The 22,025-nt window shown below is 66.1% G+C and carries 14 protein-coding genes; 8 read left to right on the top strand and 6 right to left on the bottom strand.

The window, feature by feature from the left end:
- Positions 1–79: 79 nt before the first annotated feature.
- The 6 genes from MF607_RS04730 to MF607_RS04755 form a co-directional block, all read right to left on the bottom strand.
- Positions 80–1,018: a hypothetical protein gene (locus MF607_RS04730; protein ID WP_242116410.1), complete on the bottom strand. Its 939-nt coding sequence runs from the start codon at positions 1,016–1,018 to the stop codon at positions 80–82.
- Between the two features lie 81 nt (positions 1,019–1,099).
- Positions 1,100–2,338 carry a purple acid phosphatase family protein gene (locus MF607_RS04735; RefSeq protein WP_242116411.1) on the bottom strand — a complete coding sequence of 413 codons (1,239 nt, stop codon included), beginning with the start codon at positions 2,336–2,338 and terminating at the stop codon, positions 1,100–1,102.
- An 11-nt stretch (positions 2,339–2,349) separates the two neighbouring features.
- Entirely contained in the window at positions 2,350–5,553 is a 3,204-nt protein-coding gene (locus tag MF607_RS04740) for a TonB-dependent receptor (RefSeq protein WP_242116412.1), read from the bottom strand.
- Positions 5,554–5,649: 96 nt separating this feature from the next.
- On the bottom strand, positions 5,650–6,579 hold the full coding sequence (locus MF607_RS04745) for a FecR family protein (protein ID WP_242116413.1): 930 nt from the start codon (positions 6,577–6,579) through the stop codon (positions 5,650–5,652).
- On the bottom strand, positions 6,576–7,106 hold the full coding sequence (locus tag MF607_RS04750; protein ID WP_242116414.1) for an RNA polymerase sigma factor: 531 nt from the start codon (positions 7,104–7,106) through the stop codon (positions 6,576–6,578). The genes MF607_RS04745 and MF607_RS04750 overlap by 4 nt, the downstream gene beginning before the upstream one ends.
- 310 nt (positions 7,107–7,416) lie before the next feature.
- A complete protein-coding gene (locus MF607_RS04755; protein WP_242116415.1) occupies positions 7,417–11,064 on the bottom strand; it encodes a lamin tail domain-containing protein in 3,648 nt (1,215 codons plus the stop codon).
- Positions 11,065–11,413: 349 nt separating this feature from the next.
- Between MF607_RS04755 and glyA the strand changes: the two genes are divergently transcribed.
- The 8 genes from glyA to MF607_RS04795 all read left to right on the top strand — a co-directional run bounded on the left by glyA (position 11,414) and on the right by MF607_RS04795 (position 21,939).
- The gene (gene glyA / locus MF607_RS04760) at positions 11,414–12,712 is read left to right on the top strand and encodes a serine hydroxymethyltransferase (protein ID WP_242116416.1); all 1,299 of its coding nucleotides are present in this window, start codon (positions 11,414–11,416) and stop codon (positions 12,710–12,712) included.
- On the top strand, positions 12,712–13,965 hold the full coding sequence (locus MF607_RS04765; protein WP_242116417.1) for a sarcosine oxidase subunit beta family protein: 1,254 nt from the start codon (positions 12,712–12,714) through the stop codon (positions 13,963–13,965). The genes glyA and MF607_RS04765 overlap by 1 nt, the downstream gene beginning before the upstream one ends.
- A 12-nt stretch (positions 13,966–13,977) precedes the next feature.
- Positions 13,978–14,262 carry a sarcosine oxidase subunit delta gene (locus tag MF607_RS04770; RefSeq protein ID WP_242116418.1) on the top strand — a complete coding sequence of 95 codons (285 nt, stop codon included), beginning with the start codon at positions 13,978–13,980 and terminating at the stop codon, positions 14,260–14,262.
- Positions 14,259–17,240 (top strand): sarcosine oxidase subunit alpha family protein, encoded by a 2,982-nt coding sequence (locus MF607_RS04775; RefSeq protein WP_242116419.1) that lies wholly within the window; start codon positions 14,259–14,261, stop codon positions 17,238–17,240. Before MF607_RS04770 ends, MF607_RS04775 begins: the two co-directional genes overlap by 4 nt.
- Before the next feature lie 91 nt (positions 17,241–17,331).
- Entirely contained in the window at positions 17,332–17,772 is a 441-nt protein-coding gene (locus MF607_RS04780) for a sarcosine oxidase subunit gamma (RefSeq protein WP_242116420.1), read from the top strand.
- Positions 17,773–17,777: 5 nt separating this feature from the next.
- Complete coding sequence (locus MF607_RS04785) at positions 17,778–19,139, top strand: L-serine ammonia-lyase (protein ID WP_242116421.1); 1,362 nt, start codon at positions 17,778–17,780, stop codon at positions 19,137–19,139.
- Between the two features lie 10 nt (positions 19,140–19,149).
- The gene (locus tag MF607_RS04790) at positions 19,150–19,635 is read left to right on the top strand and encodes a prolyl-tRNA synthetase associated domain-containing protein (RefSeq protein WP_242116422.1); all 486 of its coding nucleotides are present in this window, start codon (positions 19,150–19,152) and stop codon (positions 19,633–19,635) included.
- A 435-nt stretch (positions 19,636–20,070) separates the two neighbouring features.
- The gene (locus MF607_RS04795; protein WP_347340859.1) at positions 20,071–21,939 is read left to right on the top strand and encodes a BCCT family transporter; all 1,869 of its coding nucleotides are present in this window, start codon (positions 20,071–20,073) and stop codon (positions 21,937–21,939) included.
- Positions 21,940–22,025: the final 86 nt, after the last annotated feature.

The following is a 22,025-nucleotide window of genomic DNA, read 5'->3' on the forward strand; positions in this document are numbered from 1 at the left end:
GTCGCGCAGTGGCGCAGGACGCTTCAACGGAATTTCTTCCCCACCGCGATAACAAAAGCGCCCGGCGGGGTGCCCGCAATCATCTCGCCAAGGTCATTCTGGCCGTCACGATCCTATGGCTCGGGTAAGTGTCCCCCGCCACTTCCCAGGGTTCGAGCCGATACAGAGCGATGCCCCCTTGGCCACTTCCCGGACGGTCGTCTTCGCGGCTGAGAACGTTCAGGGAGAGTTTGCCGTTTGCGTCCGCGTGGAAGCTGAGGCCCTCGATCTCCTGGTCGCCGGCGTTCCTGAGGGAAGCCAATGTCTCTACCGTACCCGTGATCAAGTTGGCGCGCTGGACCGTCTTGTCGTCGCCATCGGTGGCAAGATAGATCCACCCGTCGCGCACCTTACCGCCCTGCGCCTCATCGATCGGTCGGGACAGCGGTAGGTAGCGGCGGAAGGCAAAGTCCGGCAGGCTGTAGACGGCCAGTTCGCTCGCTTGATGATAGGTCATCCCATAAGCCGTCGCGTTCACCGGATCGACCGCGATCCAGCTGGCGATGTCGTCGGTCCCGTGCGGCGGGCGGAGCGGATAGGCGCGTCCGGTATAGCGGAACGTGCGCGCGTCGTAGAGCGCCACCACCGGATGGGCATAGGCCTTGCCGACGACGGCATCGGCATGGCTCGAATCGAGCGGCACATAGAGCAAGCCATTGGCGTAATCGATGTCGCCGATATGGTTGAGTCCGATCGGCGACAGCCGCGAAGGTCGCCACAGCCGCGCGGGGATGGCGCTACGGTCGATGCGAAGCGTGCGAAAGTCGCCGTCGACCCTCTCGAGCGACCGGGTGCCCGAGAATATCCAATGGACGCCATCGGTGGTGACGCCCTGGCCGCGTGCGTCGCTGACGGCCGGACCGGGAAAGAAACGCCGTTCCACGATCCGCCACGGATCCGGCGGGGCAGTAGCCGCCGTTGCAGTCAGGATCGCGGTAGCGATCAGGCAACGTCGGACGAGCGGAGCCGAGAGGTGCATCGATGTGATTTCCTTTCCAAAGCGTGCCGTACCATTGCCGATCGATGAGGGGCGGGGCGAATGCGGTCGCCCCGCCTGCGATCATTTGCGCAAAGTGGTTTCGTCGAACAGGCGCCCCGCCGCCGTATAGGCGCGATAGACCAGTTCCCGTTCGGAGACGTCGATCACCTGAAACGTCTGGGTGTTGGTCGCGCTCTTTTCCGCCCAGTTGCGGACGCCGCCATCGTACATCTTGGGTCCTGCGACCGCGACGACATAGGTCGCACCCTTGCCCGGCTTGCCGGGGCCATCGGGGCCGATCGTCCCGCGCCCATAACCATGGTCGTGGCCTTGCAGAACGAGGTCGACCTTATATTTGTCGATCAACGGCTTCAGCGCATCGCGCACCCGCTCGTTGTCGCGCTGCGGCTCCAGCGAAAAGAGCGGGAAGTGCAGCACCAGCACCGTCCAGCGATTTGGATTGTGCGCCAGCAGCGGTTCCAGCCACTCCACGATCGCCGCGCGCGATTCCGGCACGCCGTGCAGTTGCGGTGCGTCGATCGAGATCAGGCGCATCCCCTGATAATCGGTGCTCCAGCAGGTGTCGCGCAGCCGGTCGAGCCCGGCGGGGCCATTGGCGGGCAGGGTGAATTGGCGCTGCCATTGCGGGTTCAGCACCGGGCCACGGCCATATTCGTGATTGCCCGGCGTCGGCATTTGCGGCGTCTGGCCATAGGCATAGCCGCCCGCGGCGAACCATTCGCCCCATTCGGCATCGCTGTCGTGGCGGTTGATGAGGTCGCCGCCCTGCACGACGAACGCGGCGTCGCCTGCCATCCGCAGCCCCATGCGCAGCGTCCGCGACGCCTCCGACAAAATCTGGTTCTGCATGTCGCCGATATAGAGGAAGCGGAAAGGGCGCGCGGTCGCGGCGGCGGTGCGGAACTGCAGCCATTCGGACCAGTGCGTGCCGTCGCCGACGCGATAGGCATAGACGGTGTCGGGTTTCAGCCCGGTCATGGTCAGGCTGTGATAGGCGGCATGGAGCGTGGGTGTCTCGCGCACCGCGATCGTCGCGTCGTCGGTCTGCGCGGGCAGGCGCGTCGCGGTCTCGACGAAGTCCGGGCCGTCGCCCGCCTCCGCCAGTTCGACCAGCCCGGGCAGCCCCGCCGCCGAGCGCCATGTCACCGCCATGGCATGGGCCGGATCGGCAGCGAGGTTGAGGACGATGCGTTCGGGCGCGACGGTCGGCTGGGCGAGCGGCGGCTCGGGCGCCTCCTGCGCGGCGAGCGGCGCGGCAAACAGCAGGGCGCCCAGCAGGAGCATGGAACGAAGGGTCATGGTGCTGGTCCTCAGAAGACGGCGTTGATGCCGAACGAGACGCTGCGGCCGTTCTTGGTATAGGCGCGGCTCGACCCGATGCCGGGTCCGAAGGTCTCCCAATAGGTGTAGTTGTCGAGCAGGTTCTGCACCTGCACCGACAGCGCCACGTCGCTCACCACCTTGTAGCGCGCCGTCAGGTCGACGAACGAATAGCCGTGGTCGTACGGATCGTTGCCGAAATCCTGGATGCCGCCCAGGAATTTCGACTGGTGCGTCCACGACGCATAGACCTCCGCTTTCTTGTGGTTCCAGAAGAACTGGATGTTGGCGATCCGCTCCGGCGTTTCGACCAGCGGCAGCGTGTAGCCGTCGGGGTGCCAGCTGATCCCGGTGATCGCGCGCGACTTTTGCAGGGTCAGGTTGACGTTGAAGCCGAGGTCGGCGAACGCCCCGGGCAGCCAGTGCAGGATTTGCTGCGCGCTGAACTCCGCGCCATAGACCTGCGCCTCGCGTCCGTTATTGGGCATGGCGATCGTCACGCCCTCCGGCGACACCAGTTCGCCCAGCGTCCCGTTGCGCACGTTGCTGGAGGACGAGCGGAACAGGAAGTTGCGGATGTCCTTGTAGAACAGCGCCGCGCTATAGGCGCCGAACTTGCCCGCATAATGTTCCAGCGACAGGTCGATATTGACCGCGCGCATCGGCTTCAACCGGGGATTGCCCTGACGGATCGCCATCAGCACCCATTGCGCGGTCGGGTTCTCGACGCCGTCGCCATCGGGATCGGAGTCGTAGCTATATTCGCGTGACGAGCTCATCCGCGCTATGTCGGGACGCGAAAAGCTGGTCCAGATCGCGGCGCGCGCCAGCGTCCGCGACGACACGTCGTAATTGAGGTGGAGCGACGGCAGCACGTTGACGAAGCTGCTGTAGTCGGTCGTATAGCGTTCGCCGCGGACCGGATCGAGCGCATAGGCATCGATATCGTTGGCGGTATGTTCGACGCGGACCCCGCCGATCAGCTGTGCCGGACCCCAATGCGCCGTCGCCATCGCATAGCCTGCCAGCACGCGCTCGTCGAAACGGAAGCTGTCCTCGCCGGTCAGTTGCGCCGCGTCGGGCGAAACGGCCAGACCGCTGAAGATCGTGCTTTTCCCCTGTTCGGCGCGTTGCAGTTCGGCCAGCATCTTGCGGTTGTCGATCACCGCGCCAAGACGATAGTCGCCCGTATAGGCACCGCCGAACATCGACGTCACCGGCTTGCCGCAGAAGGCGGCGAAGTCGGCCATCGTGCCCTCGGCACTCAGATCGAGGAAGGTGCCGTTGTAGACGCTGCGGCGCGAGCGGAAGGCCTTTGCCCCCAGCTTGATCGAATCGAGCCATGGCGAACCCGGCGTCCACGACAGATTCATCTGCGACTGCCACAGGCTCTCACCGCTGCCGCCGACCTCGCCCGACAGGCCGTTGAAGGGATATTGCGACGGGTCCTGCACCGCCGCCATCCCGGCCGGGTTCAGGATCCATTTCGGGAAGCGGGGATCCTGCATGCTGCTGATCGCGACGCCGGTGTTGCCGAGCCAGCCATATTTGTCGCCGCGGAACTGAAGGTCGTAGCTGTCGTCCAGATTGTCTTCCGAACGCGAAAAGGACAGGTCATAGTCGAGCTTGACCGCAGCGAAGTCGCTGACGCCGCCGATATTGACCGACGCCAGCGTACCGGTGTTGCGCGCGCCGCTCCAGAAGCGACGCAGGCGGAAACCCTGCGGATCCCATTGGCCCGAGCCGCCGTACAGCGAATAGAGCGATTTGGTCTTGCGATCCGCATCGGTAATGCGACCGTCCTTGTCCTGATCGATGATCTGCGCGGTCGTGTAGCCGTAGATGCGCCCCTTCTTCGCATCATAGCCGATGACCGCGTTGCCCGGTTGCTGGAGGTCCATCGCGCCGGCGTCGCGCTGCACCAGTCGCGTCGAGTTCCGCCCCGTGTCGCTGCGGAAGTTCAGTTCGTTGTCGAATTGGGTGTTGCTGTAGCGGTTGTACTGACCGCGCAGATGGAACTGGTGGTCTTCGGGGCGCCAGTCGATGCTGCCGTTCACGCCCCAGCGTTTCACGTCCGTCTCGCCCATCGTCAGGCTCATGCCGCGCATCACGAAGTCGGCCGGGTCCCAGCCAAGCGTCTCGCTGTCCGCATACCAGCGGCGTGGCTGGTTATCGCCGTCGCCGCCGTTCGATTCATATTGCGACCGGCGGCGGCTCCAGCTTCCGGTCAGGAAGACGCCGAGGTCGTCGGTGATGCGGCGACCGACCGATGCCGATATCTGCCCCGAGCCGCGACGATCGAACTTGTCGAGCCAGCCGGCCTGCGCGTTGACCAGATAATATTCCGGCTTGCGGTCGAAGGCGGTCGGCGTACGGATGTCGATCCCGCCGCCCAGCGCATCGCCGTCGCGATCGGGCGTCAACGACTTGTAGACGGTGATCGTGTCGATCCCGTCGGGCGGCAGCACGCTGAGGCGGACGCCGCGAAAGAAATTGTCGTCGCGCGAGCCTGCGCCGCCCATCCGCACGCCGTTGATCGCATAGCTGTTCAGTTCGGTCGACAGACCGCGGATCGTGATGCGGTCGCCTTCGCCGGTGGTCGGGTTGCGGACCGCATTGACGCCGGGCATCCGCGCCATGGATTCGGCGACATTGTTGACGGGCAGTTCGCCCATATCGTCCGCGCTGATCGAGTCCGATATGACGCGGGTGCGGCGCTTGCGGTCGGTCGACTGCTTGAACGCGGCGGCATAGCCGGTGACGACGATCTCGTCGCTGGCCGCGGCCACCGCCGGAGCGGATCGGTCCCGGGCGGGGAGGGCGGCGCTTCTGACGGCACGGGCGGGAGCGTTCGGGCGCGAGACCGGCTTTGCCGCGCGCAGGCGCAGGACAATGGTGCCCCCGACGATGCTCGCCTCGACATCGGTGCCCTTGGTCATCTGTGCCAGCGCGCGGCTGGCATTGGTCCGGCCATTGACGGCGCGACTGCGGCGGTCCTGCAACAGATCGGGCCGTGCCGCGAGTTGCAGCCCGGTCGCCCTGGCGAATTCTTTTAGGGCGTTGCCAAGATCCTGTGCCGCGATATGGAAATCCCGCGTCGCGCTCGTGGCATTGCCTTGCCGTGCTTCGGCGGCCGTAGCGTAGACAAGCGCAATCATCGCCGGCCCCATGGCCAGCGCCTTCTTCATCGTCATCGAAACTCCCCCGCAGGTCGATCATCGGCCTTCGCGGGTAAGACGGTCGAGGATCGATCAACCCGACAAAAAAATGTTATGGCAATTTGGTGACAATCACCGCTGTTCTTCGGCGACGGTGACGACGTAGCGTTTGCCGGTGTCGCGCCATGCCAGCCCCATGCCCAGCGCCAGCCCGTCGAGCGCGCGTGCCGGGTGACGCAGATCGAACCGGCCGCTGGTGCGCATCGCGCCGATGCCGGGCGTGGCAAGCAGAATCGGCTTGGCCGAGAAACGGTTGAGCCGCGTCACGACCTCCGCCAGCGACCAATCGTCGACCTCCAGCCAACCACCGATCCATTCCGGCGCGCTGCCGCCCGAAGGCGCTAGTCGCTTCATCCCGCCGGGCGCCCAGCGCGCGCCCTGGCCGGCGCGGACGACCCAGTTCGCGCGGTCCGCCCCGCCGAACGACACGGCACCGCGATATACGCGCAGTGCGGCGGCGCCACCGCCCTGCCGTTCCACGTCGAAAGCGGTGCCCAACACGCGCGCCTCCGCGCCGCCGGCCGCGACCGAGAACGGCCGGAAGCGGCGATGCGCGACATCGAAGAAGGCCTCGCCGCGGATCAGCTCGGCGCTGCGGCTCCACGGCGTCATCCGCACATCGAGTTCGCTGTCGCCGGCCAGCACCACTCGCGAGCCGTCTTCCAGCACCGTCGTTCGCGTCGTTCCCGTCGGCACGACGACATGCCGATGCGCGAAACCGGGCATGAACCACAGTCCGGCCGCCAGACAGGCGGCGAGGGCACCGGCGAGCATCATGCGCGGTTGCCGACGATGATCGGCGGTGTCGGTCGCGCCCAGCGCTTCCGCCAGCGCGGGACCGGACCATAGCGCCTGCACCGCACCATAGCGTTCGGCATGGCGCGGATCGGCCATGATCCAGGCATCGAACCGGGCCAGCAGTTCGGCATCCTGTACCGGTCGCGCCAGCCGCTCGACCCACGCCGCCGCCGCGAGATCCACTGCGTCCGTCGACAGGCTCATGCGCTCAAATCCTCCAGGCCCAGCCCGTTGCGCTCCAGCGCCCCGCGCAGATCGGTCAGCCCGCGCGCAATATGCTTCTCCACCGCGGCCGAGGAAAGCGACAGATCGGCGGCAATCGCAGCACAACTCTGTCCATTGAGGCGGCGACGGACAATCACCTCTCGGCGCAGCGGCGGCATGCGTCGCAACGCCCGCGACAGAATGTCCACCATCTGCCGGGATCCTACGATACGCTCCGCACTGGGCGCGGCGCACGCAATCTCCTCGTCCGGCAAATCCGTCATGCGCGATTGCTGGCGCGCCCGGTCGATCAGCAGATTGTCCGCGATCCGGAAGGCGAGCGCATGGACGCTGCCGATCTGCTGGCGGCGGCGAAGGTCGATCAGGCGCAGCACCACTTCCTGCGCGACATCGTTCGCATTCTGGCGATCGGTCGTGCGGTGACGCAAATAGCGCAACACCGCGTCCTGCACGCCGTGCCAGTCCGTCACGTCGTCCGGTGCATCGATCGAGCAGTGCGTCGCCATGGCGGCCGGTCTGATCTCCGTTGTCGTTCCGGAGGCGATCTAATCTGCGGAATTGACAGGTTCGCGACAGGCCGCGCGTGAATTGTGCACTGCACGCCTGCGCGTTCGTGTAGTCTGCGGGCAGCCGCCTATGGCGTCACGATCATACGCCGCTGATCGCAAACGGCGGAACGCTGCTGCCGCGGAAACGCATGACGACCCGATCGACGTCATGCGCTTCCGGCTCGGTCCGGGCGGGCGACCGACGGCATCACCGAGCACTGTTGCGGCGGAAGCGGCAGATACGATGCCGAAAATCCGCCGGGACCGGTCAGGCGGATAGATCGAGTGTAGCGACGCCCGCGGCCGATCCGACCAGGCTATAGACATAATGGTCGATGCCGGTCGCCTCGTCGCGCCAGATGCCGTCATATTCGAGCGCGATGACGCGCTTGCCGTTGGCGCCGATGATGCTGACCTGCCCGCCGCCGGTCAGGTCGAGCAGCTTGTTGCGACCGAAGGTGACGACGCCGTTGCCGTCGCTGTCGAACAGCGCGACGTCGGTGACCAGCACATCCTCGGAAGAGAAATCGAGGATGCGATCGAGCGTCTGCGCCCGGGTGCGCGACAGGCCGTTGTCGTCGATCGAGAAGAAGAACGCGTCGGCGCCGGTACCACCGCGCAAGGTGTCCGATCCGGCCCCGCCGATCAGCCGATCGTTGCCGGCCATGCCGGACAGCGTATCGTTGCCCGCGCCACCGACGATCAGGTCGGCGAGGACGGTACCGTCGAGCACGTCGTCACCGGCCCCGCCGGCAATCCGCGACGGCGCGATATAGCCCGGCGATCCGGTCTCGCTGTTGCCCGTGCTGCCCGGGACGGTGAAGGCACCGTCGACGCCGGCGGTGGCGATCGTGGTCAGACGGGCATTGTTCAGCCCGGCGGCATTGTCGAAGGTCGCCAGCGCCGGGACACTGGTCGACGCGCCGAAGGTGACGTTAGCCGCGACGGCGCCGGCGGCGTCGAACAGGACGACCGCGTCGCCGCTACCGCTCAGCCCGATGCCCGAACCGGTATAGCTGCCGAAGGTCAGCCCGGCCGGTGCCTGTCCACCGAACCAGGTGTCGACGAAGGCCTTGGCGGTCGTGGCGAGGTCGGTGGTCTGCAGGAAAATCACCGATTGCCCTGCGGCGATGCTGGTCACGCCGCCCAGTGCGACCGATGCGGCGAAGCTGTTTGAATCGTCGTCGACGCGCCACCCGGCGATGTCGACCGTTGCATCGGAAAAGTTGGTCAGTTCGAACCAGTCGGCGCGGACCGGGCTGTCGCCGCTGGCCCATGGCGCAACTTCGGTGATGCGGATCGCCGGGCCGCTACCTTCGTTCGTTATATCGCGGACGTTCAGCACATAGTCGGTAGCGGCGTCGGGCGTCGCGCCCACGGTCGGGTCGTCGACGGTGACGGTCACGGCATAGCTGGTCTTGCTCTCGTAATCGAGATTGGTGCCGGCTTTCAGATACAGGCCGTTCGCATCGACTTCGAAAAAGGCGGCGTCCGAGCCGGTCAGGCCCAGTGCGTTGGTGCCGCGGCCGTCATCGACGACGGCAATATCGGCGACCTTGATCCGGTTCAGCGTAGCGCTGTTCTCGTCGATGCTGCCCAGCGCATTGGCGAGGGAGATGGCGCTCGGCGCGACATTGCTGTCGTCGACGATCGTGCGGATCGACCCGGGCGATCCCGTCTCGGTGCCGTTCGCGGTCGCCACCTGATAGGCGCCGTTGCTGCCGATGGTGCTGATCTGCGTGATCGCGCCGGTCAGGCCGGCGGCATTGTCGAACGTCGCCAGCGAGGGCAGCGCGGTCGACTGGCCGAAGCTGACGCTGGCGCGCAGTATATTGGCGGCATCGTAGAGATTGACCTGATCGCCACCGGTGCTGAGGCCGATCCCCGATCCCATATAGGTGCCGATCTGGATTCCGTTGGGCAGCTTGCCGCCGAACCAGGTGGTGATGAACGCCTGAACCTCGGCCGCACCGCCATTGACGAAGATGACCGATTCCCCGGCCGCGATCTCCTCGACGCCGGACAGGGCGACGGCGGCGATCGGCGATTGCGAATTGTCGTCGACCTTCCACCCGGTCAGGTCGATGGCGAGACCGGTCGAGTTGGTGACCTCGAACCAGTCGACACCGACCGGGCTGTCGCCGCTGGCCCAGGGGGCGACTTCGGACACGAACAGCTTGCCGACGGTACCGGGCGAACCGATCGCGGCGGTCGCGCCGTCGCCGACCGCGACCGCGCCGTTCCGGCTGGCTTCGCTCAATGTGGTGACTTCGCCGTTGTTGATCGCGCCCGCGTTGTTGAAGGTCGCGAAGGGGCTGGCGGCGGGCGACGCGCCGAAGCTGACGCTGGCGCGAACCGCCCCTGCGGTGTCGTACAGATTGACCTGATCGCCATTGCTGCTGAGGCCGACGCCCGACCCGGTATAGGCCCCGAATTGGAGCCCCGCCGGTGCCTTCCCCCCGAACCATGCGTCGATGAACGCCGCCTTGGTCGCGGCCAGATCGGCGGTTTCGAAGAAGATCATTGACTCGCCCGCGCCGATGATGTCGATACCGGTCAATGCCCGCGCGTTGCTGAACTGAGCCGAATTGTCGTCGATCTTCCATCCGGCGATGTCGATCGCGACATCCCCATTGTTGGTGACTTCGAACCAGTCGGCGGCGACCGGGCTGTTGCTGCTCGACCATGGCGCGATTTCGGAGATGAACAGCGTCGGCTTCGCGACTTCGTTCGGAATGTCGGTGACGTTCAGCACGTAATCGACACTGGCATCGACGGCGCCGCCGACATTGGGATCGTCGACGGCGACGGTGACGGCGTAGCTGGTCCTGGTCTCGTAATCGAGCTTGGTGCCGGCCTTCAGATACAGGCCGGTCGAATCGACTTCGAAGAAGGCGGCGTCGGCGCCGGTGACCGTCAACTGGTTCACGCCGATGCCGTCGTCGGTGACCAGCACGTCGGCGACCTTCACCCGGCGGGCGGTGCCGCTATTCTCCTCGATCTCCGACAGGGCGTTGCCCAGCGTGACCGCCGTCGGCGCGGCATTGGGGAAGTCGGCAGGGGCATAAACCCAGAGTTGCGGATGGTCGGCGTCGCCGCCGCCATTTTCGTTGACGACGTAGATGAAGCCGTTGCGGTCGACGGTGATCCCTTCATGCTGCTGGTCGGCGACGCCCAGCGGATTGCCGGCGTCGGTCTTGATGACCAGTTCGCTCAGGATGTTGCCGGCGCGATCGACCTTGACGATCTTGCCTTCCTCCTGGCTGATGATGAGGAGATTGTCGGCTTCGCTCGTGCCGGAGAGCGACGGAAGGTTCGACAGCGCGAACACGTCGGCGACGTCGGACAGGCCGAGCAGCGCCGGGTCGAACAGGTTCGCCGAATTTTCGGTGGTCGCTGATCCGTTGCTGGCGATGTTGTTGGCGAAATCCAGCGTCGTCTGGAACACGCCGATCGGACCGGCTTCCTTGACGAAGATGAAGCCCTTGGTCAGCGGATCGTAGCTCAACCCTTCCAAACCGATATTGTTGACGAAGGTGCCGAGGTTGACGACCTGCGCATCGGCGCGCGTCTTCGTCGCGCCTGCTTCGTAGGTGATGAGCACGGCGTTGCGGTCGCGTTCTTCGGTGAAGACGAACTGGCCGTTGCCGACATAGGTGATGCCTTCGGGATCGAAGAAGGCGGTGCCTTGCGGGCTGTTGCCCGCGCCCAGCGTCATGGTGCTGACCAGCTTGCCGGTCTTGTCGACCTCGGTGATCGACCGGCCGCCGTCGCCGACGATGAACAGCGTGTCGGTATCCCAGTTATAGGCGACGCCCGATGCTTCCTGTCCGAGCACATTGCCGGTGGGGGCCGCAGTGCGGGTGGGTTCCGGCAGGTCGTAGCGGCCGACCCGGACATAGTTCGAAAGATCCATCACCCAATCCCCGCACATCCCGTTGCGGCCCGTCGCCGCGAAGAGATGCTCGAGTGCCGGGACTGCGTGGCATGGCGATTACCGTGTCGTGACGTCCGCATGACACATGGTTAATAACGAGTGGCGTTCCCGCACGAGTCTGTCAGATGCGGTCGCGCTTTTCCCGGAAGTGCTTGCGATCCGTTTCGTCCGTCCACTTCGCGGGGCGTCATCGCGCTCGCTGACCCGCTGCTTCTCATGTTCCGCACTTTGACGGCTGTCGCAAATCTTCACGATTGGCGGCGCGCTTGTTCCAGCGGTCAGCCCGGTCAGTCCGCATCCTCCCCGATAGAGACGAGGGAGGACCAACATGGCGGATACGCGCAATCGCGGCGGCGACGTCGGCCACGCGTTCTTCGGCGGGGCGCTGGCCCTGACCGATCCCGAGGTCGCCGCTGCGATCGACGCCGAACTGGGGCGGCAGCGCGACAAGCTCGAACTGATCGCGTCGGAGAATATCGTGTCGACCGCGGTGCTGCAGGCGCAGGGCTCGGTGCTGACCAACAAATATGCCGAGGGCTATCCCGGCCGTCGCTACTACGGCGGGTGCGAGCATGTCGACGTCACCGAGCAGCTTGCGATCGACCGGGCCTGCTGCCTGTTCGGCGCGCAATTCGCCAACGTCCAGCCGCATTCGGGCGCGCAGGCGAACATGGCGGTGCAGTTCGCGCTCATGAAGCCGGGCGAGACGCTGATGGGGATGAGCCTCGCGCATGGCGGGCACCTGACCCATGGCGCGGCGCCGACCTTTTCGGGCAAGTGGTTGAACGCGGTCCCCTATGGCGTGCGCGAGGACGATCAGCGCATCGATTATGACGCGGTCGCCGAATTGGCGCGCGAATATCATCCACGGCTGATCATCGCCGGTGGCTCGGCCTATCCGCGACAGATCGATTTTGCCCGGTTCCGTGAGATTGCCGATGCCGTCGACGCGCTGCTGATGGTCGACATGGCGCATTTCGCCGGGCTGGTGGCGGGGGGCGTGCATCCCAACCCGCTCGAACACGCCCATGTCGTGACCACGACCACGCACAAGACGCTGCGCGGCCCGCGTGGAGGGATGATCCTAACCAACGACGAGGCCTTGGCGAAGAAGTTCAACGCCGCGATCTTCCCCGGCATCCAGGGCGGCCCGCTGGAACATGTTATCGCGGCCAAGGCGGTCGCGTTTGGCGAGGCGCTGCGGCCCGAGTTCCAAGACTATGCCCGCCGCGTCGTCGAAAACGCACAGGCGCTGGAGGCGAACGGCCATATGATCGTGTCGGGCGGCACCGACACGCATGTCGTCTTGGTAGACCTGAGACCCAAGAAGCTGACCGGCAAGCGCGCCGAGCACATCCTCGATGCGGCCGGCATCACCTGCAACAAGAACGGCATCCCGTTCGATCCGGAGAAACCCTTCGTGACGTCTGGCATTCGTCTGGGGAGCGGCGCCCTGACCAGCCGCGGCTTCGATGTTCCGGCTTTCCAGGAAGTCGGTCGCCTGATCAACCGCATCCTCGACGCTGCGTCGGAGGGCGAGGTGCCGGAGGCACTGATCGACGCGGTGCGCGCCGACGTGGTCGCGCTGTGCGCCCGCTATCCGATCTACGATACGGCGCGCGGCTGATGCAGCGTTTCTCTGCATTCTCGCTGTTCCGCCAGGGGCTGGGGGGCCACAAGGGGTGGAAGCCGCAATGGCGCAACGCCAGCCCCAAGGCGGCCTATGACGCGATCATCGTCGGTGGCGGCGGGCACGGGCTGGGCGCCGCCTATTACCTCGCCAGTCAGTTCGGCATCCGCAACGTCGCGGTGGTGGAGAAGGGCTGGATCGGCGGCGGCAACACCGGGCGCAACACGACGATCATCCGCTCCAACTATCTCTTCGACGAGAGCGCGGCGCTGTACGACCATGCGCTCAAGATGTGGGAAGGGCTGAGCCAGGAGCTCAACTACAACGTCATGTTCTCGCAGCGCGGCGTGATGATGCTCGCGCACAACATCCATGACGTGCAGGTCTTCAAGCGCCACGTCCACGCCAACCGGATCAACGGCGTCGACAATGAATGGCTGACGCCGGAACAGGCCAAGGAATTCTGCCCGCCGCTCAATATCGAACCCAACATGCGCTATCCCGTGCTGGGCGCGGCATTACAGCGGCGCGGCGGCACCGCGCGGCACGACGCCGTCGCCTGGGGCTATGCGCGCGCGGCCGATGCGCTCGGCGTCGACATCATCGAGAATTGCGAAGTGACGGGCATCCGCCGCGACGCATCGGGTGCGGTGTCGGGCGTTGAGACCACCCGCGGCTTCATCGGATCGAAGCGCGTCGGCGTGTCGGCTGCGGGGCATACCAGCGTCGTGCTGGGCATGGCGGACGTCCGGTTGCCGCTGGAAAGCTATCCGCTGCAGGCGTTGGTGTCGGAACCCGTCAAGCCGGTCTTCCCGTGCGTCGTCATGTCGAACACGATCCACGCCTATATGAGCCAGTCGGACAAGGGCGAACTGGTGATCGGCGCGGGCACCGACGCCTATACCAGCTATACCCAGCGCGGCGGGCTGCACATCGCGACGCACACGCTGGAGGCGATCTGCGAGCTGTTCCCGCAATTCCGCCGGATGCGGATGCTGCGGAGCTGGGGCGGGATCGTCGACGTGACGCCCGATCGCTCGCCGATCATCGCCAAGACGCCGGTTCCGGGCCTCTACGTCAATTGCGGCTGGGGCACCGGCGGGTTCAAGGCGACGCCGGGCGCGGCGCATCTGCTGGCGCATACCATGGCGAAGGACGAGCCGCACCCGATCAACGCGCCCTATACGATCGAGCGCTTTCGCGACGGGTTCATGATCGACGAGGCGGCGGCCGCCGCCGTCGCGCACTGAAGAGGCGTAGCGATGCTGCTGATCCCCTGTCCCTATTGCGGCGAGCGGCCCGAGCTGGAGTTCAGCTATGGCGGCGAGGCGCACATCGCTCGCCCGGTCCGGCCCGCCGACCTGACCGACGCCGAGTGGACCGCCTATCTCTACACGCGTTCCAACCCGAAGGGCATGCATGCCGAGCGGTGGCGGCACCTGCACGGCTGCGCGCGTTTCTTCAACGCCCTTCGCGATACGCGCAGCGACACGTTCCTCGCGACGTACAAGGTCGGCGAACAGCCCCCGGAGGTGGATCGCGCATGAAGTCTCCCCAGCACCGCATCGCGCGCGGCACCGTAACCGGCGACCAGGCGATCCACTTCACCTTCGATGGCAAGCGCTACACGGGAAGGGAAGGGGATACGCTCGCCTCCGCACTGCTGGCCAATGGGGTGCATCTGGTCGGGCGATCGTTCAAATATCACCGGCCGCGCGGTATCCTGGGCGCGGGGGCGGACGAACCCAATGCGCTGGTCGGCATCCGGCGCGATGCGGCACGCTATAGTCCCAATCTCCTTGCCACGCAGATCGAGCTGTACGACGGGCTGGACGCGGTCAGCCAGAACCGGCACCCCAACCTCGAAAACGACCGCATGGCCGTCAACGACAAGCTGCTGAGCCGCTTCATCCCGGCGGGCTTCTACTACAAGACGTTCATGTGGCCGAAAAAGGCGTGGGACCGGCTGTACGAGCCGCGCCTCCGCGCGGCGGCCGGGTTGGGCGTCGCGCCGGACGTGCCCGATCCCGACCATTATACCCAGCGTTACGCGCATTGCGACGTGCTGGTCATCGGCGGCGGCCCGGCAGGAATCGCGGCGGCGCGCCAGGCGGCGGACGCGGGTGCACGGGTGATGCTGTGCGACGATCGTGCACGGTTCGGCGGATCGCTGCTGGCGGCGGTCGACACCGCCATCGACGGTCGGCAGGCGGCCGACTGGCTGCGCGAGGAAGTGACGGCGCTCGCCGCTTTGCCGAATGTCACGCTGCTGCCGCGCACGATCGCGTTCGGCTATTACCCGCACAACTGGATCGGCCTGACCGAGAAGCTGACCGACCATCTTTCGTCCCCGGCCGAAAACGCCCCGCGCGAACGGCTGTGGCAGGTCCGTGCGAAGCAGGTGGTGCTGGCGACCGGCGCGATCGAGCGCCCGCTGGTGTTCCCGGACAATGACCGGCCCGGGATCATGCTGGCGGAGGCGGCGCGGACCTATCTCCAGCAATATGGCGTCGCGGTGGGGCAGGCTATCGTTGTCGTTGGTGCGCATGACAATGCCTACCGCGTCGCGCACGAGATGGCGGCAGCGGGCGTGGCGATCGTGGCGGTGGCGGACATTCGCCCGCGCTCGGCGGCGTCGGACGCGGCGCAGCAGGCGGGCTTGCCGGTGGTGACGGATGCGAAGATCGACGGCACGACCGGCGGGCTGCGGGTGGAATCCATCGCCATCACGGCGGATGGCGCGACCCGCCGCCACCGCTGCGACGCAGTGCTGATGGCGGGGGGCTTCACCCCCAGCGTCCACCTCTTCTCGCAATCGCGCGGGAAACTCGCGTGGGATGAGGCATTGCAGGCCTATCTGCCCGACGTGTCGGCGGAAGCGGAGCGGTCGGCGGGCGCCTGTCGCGGCCGCTTCGCGCTTGCCGACGCACTGGCGGATGGGATCTCGGCCGGTCGCGGCGCGGTGTCGGCGGCAGGGATCGCGCCGACCGGTTCGGCGGCGGCTCCCGCAGTGGAGGTCCGACACGCGCTGGGGACGGGCGGCTATATGGGCGCGGCTCCGACGTCGAGCGACCTGACCAAGGCGAAGGCGTTTGTCGACTGGCAGAACGACGTCACCGCGAGGGACATCCTACTCGCCACGCGCGAGGGGTTCCTGTCGATCGAGCACGTCAAACGCTACACCACGACGGGCATGGCGACCGATCAGGGGAAGCTCTCCAACATCAATGCACTGGGCATCGTGTCGGAGGCGACCGGCCGGTCGATCCCGGAGATCGGCCTGACGACCTTCCGCTCGCCCTATACGCCGGTGACGTTCGGCACGCTGGCCGGGCATGCGCGTGGAGATCTGTTCGATCCGGCGCGGATCACTGCGATCAACGACTGGGCGAAGGAACAGGGCGCGGCGTTCGAGGATGTCGGCAACTGGCGGCGCGCGCACTACTTCCCGCGCGCGGGCGAGGACATGCACGCCGCGGTCGCGCGCGAATGCGCGGCCGTCCGCCGCAGCGTCGGCATCTTCGACGCCTCGACGCTCGGCAAGATCGAGGTGGTCGGACCGGACGCGGCGGAGTTCATGAACCGCTTCTTCGTCAATGCCTGGACGAAGCTGGGCGTGGGCAAGTGCCGCTACGGCGTGCTGCTGCGCGAGGACGGCTTCGTCCTCGACGACGGCGTCGTCGGTCGACTGGCGGCGGATCGCTTCCACGTCACCACTACTACGGGCGGCGCGGCGCGCGTGCTGAACATGATGGAGGATTATCTCCAGACCGAATGGCCGGACCTGAACGTCTGGCTGACCTCGACGACCGAACAATGGTCGGTGATCGCGGTGCAGGGGCCGCGCGCGCGCGACGCGATCGCGCCGCTGATCGAAGGGCTGGACGTATCGGCGGTGGCGTTCCCGCACATGAGCATCGCCGATGCGCGCATCGGCGGCGTGCCGATGCGGCTGATGCGGGTCAGCTTCACTGGCGAACTGGGGTTCGAGGTGAATGTGCCCAGCGGCTATGGCCGGCAGGTGTGGGAGGCGATCTGGGAGCGCGGCAAGGCGTTCGACATGGTGCCCTATGGCACCGAGACGATGCACGTCCTGCGCGCTGAGAAGGGATATATCATCGTCGGCCAGGAAACCGACGGCACGGTCACGCCCGATGACGTCGGCCTGTCCTGGGCGATCGGCAAGGCCAAGCCCGACTTCGTCGGCAAGCGCTCGCTGGCGCGTCCGGCCATGTCTGCACCCGATCGCAAGCAGTTGGTCGGTCTCAAGACGCTCGACGGCCGGACGGTGCTGGAGGAAGGCGCGCAGATCGTGACGCCGTCCGCGGCGACGACGCCGATCGGCCACGTCACCTCGGCCTATCACAGCCCGGCGGTCGACGCGCCGATCGCGCTGGCGCTGGTGCGCGGCGGCAGGGGCCGGCTGGGCGAGACGTTGCACGTCCCGATGCCCGGCGGACCGATCGCGGTCGAAGTCGTCGCGCCTGTCTTCTACGATCCGGAAGGGACCCGCATCGATGTCTGATCGTTCGCCCGCATCACCGTTCACGGCCGGTACGGTATCGATCCGACCCCTGGGGCATTTCGGCCGCGCCGTGCTTCGCTGCCGGGCCGCAATGGTCGATAGCGTGTCCGATCGGCTGGGTATTGTGCTGCCGCGCGAAGCCTGTCGCTCGGTCGTCGATGCCGGCCTCAGCGCGCTGTGGCTGGGACCCGACGAATGGTTGCTGTTGTCCGCTAACGCCCCCGATAGCTGGGTGGCGACGCTCCGGACCCAATTGGGCGACGTCCTGTGCTCGCTGGTCGATGTCAGCCACCGGCAGGTCGCGTTGGAGATCGTCGACGGCGCGGTGACCGCCGAGACGCTGCTGGCGAGCGGCTGCGCGCTCGACCTGTCGCTTGCCGCATTTCCCATCGGGATGTGTACCCGGACGATGTACGACAAGGCGGAGATCGTCCTGTGGCGGCGCGCGCCGGACCGCTTTCATATCGAGGTGTGGCGGTCGTTCGCACGCTATGTCGAGGGGCTGCTGCGCGTCGCGGAGACAGAGGCGTAAGCGCGATGCTGGGCGTCCGCGACCTGTTCCGCGTCGGCATCGGACCGTCCTCGTCGCATACGGTCGGGCCAATGAAGGCCGCGTACAGCTTTGCGCGCAACCTGCACGGCATTGCCTTTGCGCGGGTCCGGGTCGATCTGCTGGGGTCGCTGGCATGGACCGGGGCGGGCCACGCGACCGACAAGGCGGTGATGCTGGGACTGGCCGGGTTCCTGCCCGATACGATCGCGCCCGAGCAGATCGACGGGATCGTCGGACAGGCGCGCAGCGAGCGGCGGCTGGTGGTCGCCGCGCGCACCATCGACTTCGATCCCGACGCCGATATCATGTTCGACCGCGTCGGCGCGACGCCGGTCCATCCCAATACCTTGCGATTGTCGGCGTTCGGCCCCGATGGCGACGTCGCGTTCAGCGAACGCTGGTGCTCGATCGGCGGCGGGTTCATCGTGCCGGAGGATATGGTCGGCGACACGGCGTTGACCGAGGACGAGGCGCACCCGCCCTTTCCCTTTCGCCGCGCCGCCGAGTTGCTGGCGATCTGCCGCTGTCATGGCCTGACCATCGCCGAAGTGATGCGCGCGAACGAACTGTCGCGTACGTCGGCTGCAGAGCTGGAAGCGTATCTAGACTGCGTGATCGAGGTGATGATGACTTGCATCGACCGGGGCATGCAGGCCGACGGAATATTGCCCGGCCGGCTGAAGGTACCGCGCCGCGCCCGCGCGCTGCGGCAGAAGCTGGACGGCGACCGGTTCCGCAACCGGCAGGCGCCGCACTCTATCATGGACCATGTCAGCCTGTTCGCGATCGCGGTGAATGAGGAGAATGCAGCGGGCGGGCGCGTCGTTACCGCCCCGACCAATGGCGCGGCGGGCGTCATCCCAGCGGTGCTGCGCTATTACCGCGATTTCTGGCCGGGCGCGGACCGGGCGGGGATGCACGACTTCCTGCTGACCGCCAGTGCGATCGGGGTGCTGACCAAGCTCAACGCCTCCATCTCCGGCGCGGAGGTCGGATGCCAGGGCGAGGTCGGCACCGCCAGTGCAATGGCCGCGGCCGGTCTCGCCGCCGCGATGGGGGCGACCGATCCGCAGGTGGAAAATGCCGCCGAGATCGCGATGGAACATCATTTCGGCATGACCTGCGATCCGGTCGCCGGGCTGGTGCAGGTGCCCTGCATCGAGCGGAACGCATTCGGCGCGGTGAAGGCGATCAACGCCGCCTCGCTGGCGCTGCGCGGCGACGGGACGCATATCGTCTCGCTCGATCAAGTGATCGAGACGATGATGCGCACCGGCACCGACATGCACGCCAAGTACAAGGAAACGTCGCAGGGCGGGCTCGCCGTCAGCTTTCCGGAATGTTGAAGGGCGGATTATGACCGAAGACGAACTTTATGCCGAACTCGACATGGCCGGGATCGCTGTCGAGAAACTGGAGCATCCGCCGGTCTTTACCGTCGACGAAAGCGCCGCGATCCACGCCGCGCTACCGGCAGCGCATACCAAGAACCTGTTCCTGAAGGACAAGTACCGCAAGCTTTGGCTGATCGTCCTGCCGAGCGACCGCCGCGCCGATCTGAAGGCCTATGCGGAACTGCTGGGCGCGGGCAAATTCTCGTTCGGCAAGGCGGAGGAGATGGCGGCGGTGCTGGGGGTGACGCCCGGTGCGGTCACGCCGCTGGCCATTGCCAACACCGCGCCAGGCGCGGTGTCGCTGGTGTTCGATGCCGCGTTCGAGCGAAGCGAGCGGATCGCGGTGCATCCGCTGCGCAACAGCGCGACGGTTGCATTGTCCTTCGCCGCTTTGGTTGCGTGGCTGGAGGGGCGTGGGCACACCGTGCGGATCGTCGCACTGCCCTGACCGACTATTGCCTGCGACGCCGATGCCCCAGCGTTACAATCGATTTAAACTGGTATTGTTTAGGACCGTGTCAATTTAATCCAGACGTTCGTTCTGGGCCCGAAATATCTTCGCGGTGACGCATTCGTGACGGCCTTATGTCGCAGTCCTGATGGTCCGAGCGACAGATGCCATGCTCTTCTTCATGACAAGCCGAGTGCCTGACGAACGATCAGAGCCGGGCAACAAAAAATCACCAGCAGGGGAATAACGCGCTTCCGAGCGCAACGGGCGAGAAGGCACACGACAGAGAAGGGGGAACGGTTCGCGGTGAACAGGTTCGTCATCAATCCACCGGTATTCTACGGTTCGGTTGGCGTCATCGCGGTCCTGCTGGGCGTGGGCGCGTTGCTGCCGCACCAGGCCGAGGCGATCCTGTAGAGGGTAGAGGCGAGCATCCTTGCCGAGCTCGGCTGGTTCTATTTGCTCGCCGTCGGCGTCTTCCTCCTGTCGGTAACGATCCTTGCCTTCAGCCGGTTCGGCGACCTGAAACTCGGTCCCGACGATTGCGTCCCCGATTTCCGCTTCGCCTCCTGGGTCGCGATGCTGTTCGCCGCAGGAAAGGGCATCGGGTTGATGTATTATGGCGTCGCCGAGCCGATCATGCACGACGTGCTGCCGCCTGATGCCATGCCGCGCTCCATCGCGGCGCAGCAGGATGCGATGAGCATCACCTTCTTCCACTGGGGCATCCATGCGTGGTCGATCTATTCGGTGGTGGGCCTGTCGCTCGGCTATTTTGGCTATCGCTACAATCTGCCGCTGACGATCCGGTCGGGCCTGTACCCGATCCTGAAGCAGCGTATCCACGGCCGGATCGGCGACGCGGTCGACATCTTCGCGATCTGCTGCACCGTCTTCGGCCTTGCGACGTCGCTCGGTCTCGGCGTGCAGCAGGTCAATGGCGGGCTGAATTATCTGGTCGGCGTGCCGATGAACGTCGGGGTGCAGGTGCTGCTGATCGTCGTCATCTCGACGATCGCGACGCTGTCGGTGCTGTCGGGGTTGGGCAGGGGGATCAAGCGGCTCAGCGAGCTTAACATCCTGCTCGCCATCGGGCTGATGCTGTTCGTGCTGGTCGCCGGACCGACGATCGTGCTGATGCGCGATCTGGTCCAGAATATCGGCCTGTATCTCACGACATTCGTGCCCCGCACCTTCAACGTCTATGCCTATGCGCCCAATGCCTGGATCAACGCCTGGACGCTGTTCTACTGGGCATGGTGGATGTCGTGGGCGCCGTTCGTCGGCATGTTCATCGCGCGCATCTCGCGCGGGCGGACGGTGCGGGAGTTCATCCTCGCGGTGCTGTTGCTGCCGACGATCTTCACCTTCGTGTGGATGACGGTGTTCGGCAACACGGCGCTATATTTCGACCACGGCGTCGCCAATGGCGCGCTGTCGGCGGCGGTCCGCGACAATGTCTCGATCGCGTTGTTCAAATTCTTCGACTATCTGCCCTTTTCCAGCGCCACCACCGCGCTTGCCGTGTTCATGATCGGCATCTTCTTCATCTCCTCGCAAAGTTCCGGATCGCTGGTGATGGACATCATCGCGTCGGGCGGAAAGACGGTGACGACGTCCGCCCAACGGCTGTTCTGGTGCGTGCTCGAGGCGCTGGTCACGATCATTCTGCTGTTGGCCGGGGGCCTCGCTGCGTTGAAGGCGGCGACGATCATCGCCGCGCTGCCCTTCGCGATCGTGATGCTGACGCTGGTCTACGGTCTGTTCCGCGGGATGCGAGCCGACGTCGCGCAATATGCACTGGGCGGTCGCGCCGTGGCGGATTACGCCCGGCCGGCGGCGGGCCTGTCGTGGCAGGCGCGGCTGGGCTTCGCGCTGCATACGCCGACCGCCGAGGAAGTACGCGGCTTCGTTGCCGACACCGCCTTGCCCGCGCTGCAGGCCGTCGCGGACGAACTGAGCGATCATGGCCGACCGGCCAGCATTCGCCGGGACGAGGATCATGTCTGGCTGGAGTCCCCGACCCCCGGCCGACGCTGCTTCGTGTACGGCGTGCGGGTAACGGCCCGTCCCCGTGCGACGCTGTCGGCGGCGGATGCGGTCGCGATGGAGGACCGGTTCGAGGCGCGAACCTTCTTCGCCTGTGGCGGCGAAGGATATGATGTTCTGGGGCTTTGCCGGGATCAGGTGATCGCCGACGTGCTCGCGCAGTTCGAACGTCACCTCGCCTTGTCGCGATCGCCCGACGCCTTGTTGGTGTCGCGAGCGCCCGATCATGCGCCGGACGTCCGGCAGCAGTGAGCGGCGCCGGAAGGGGCAGGTGGCAGTATCGTCAAGTATAGCCAGCCCATCAGCTGGTTGATGTAACGGCACCGTCAATGTTCGGG

It is taken from the genome of Sphingomonas lacusdianchii (assembly GCF_022664395.1).
Lineage (GTDB): Bacteria > Pseudomonadota > Alphaproteobacteria > Sphingomonadales > Sphingomonadaceae > Sphingomonas > Sphingomonas lacusdianchii.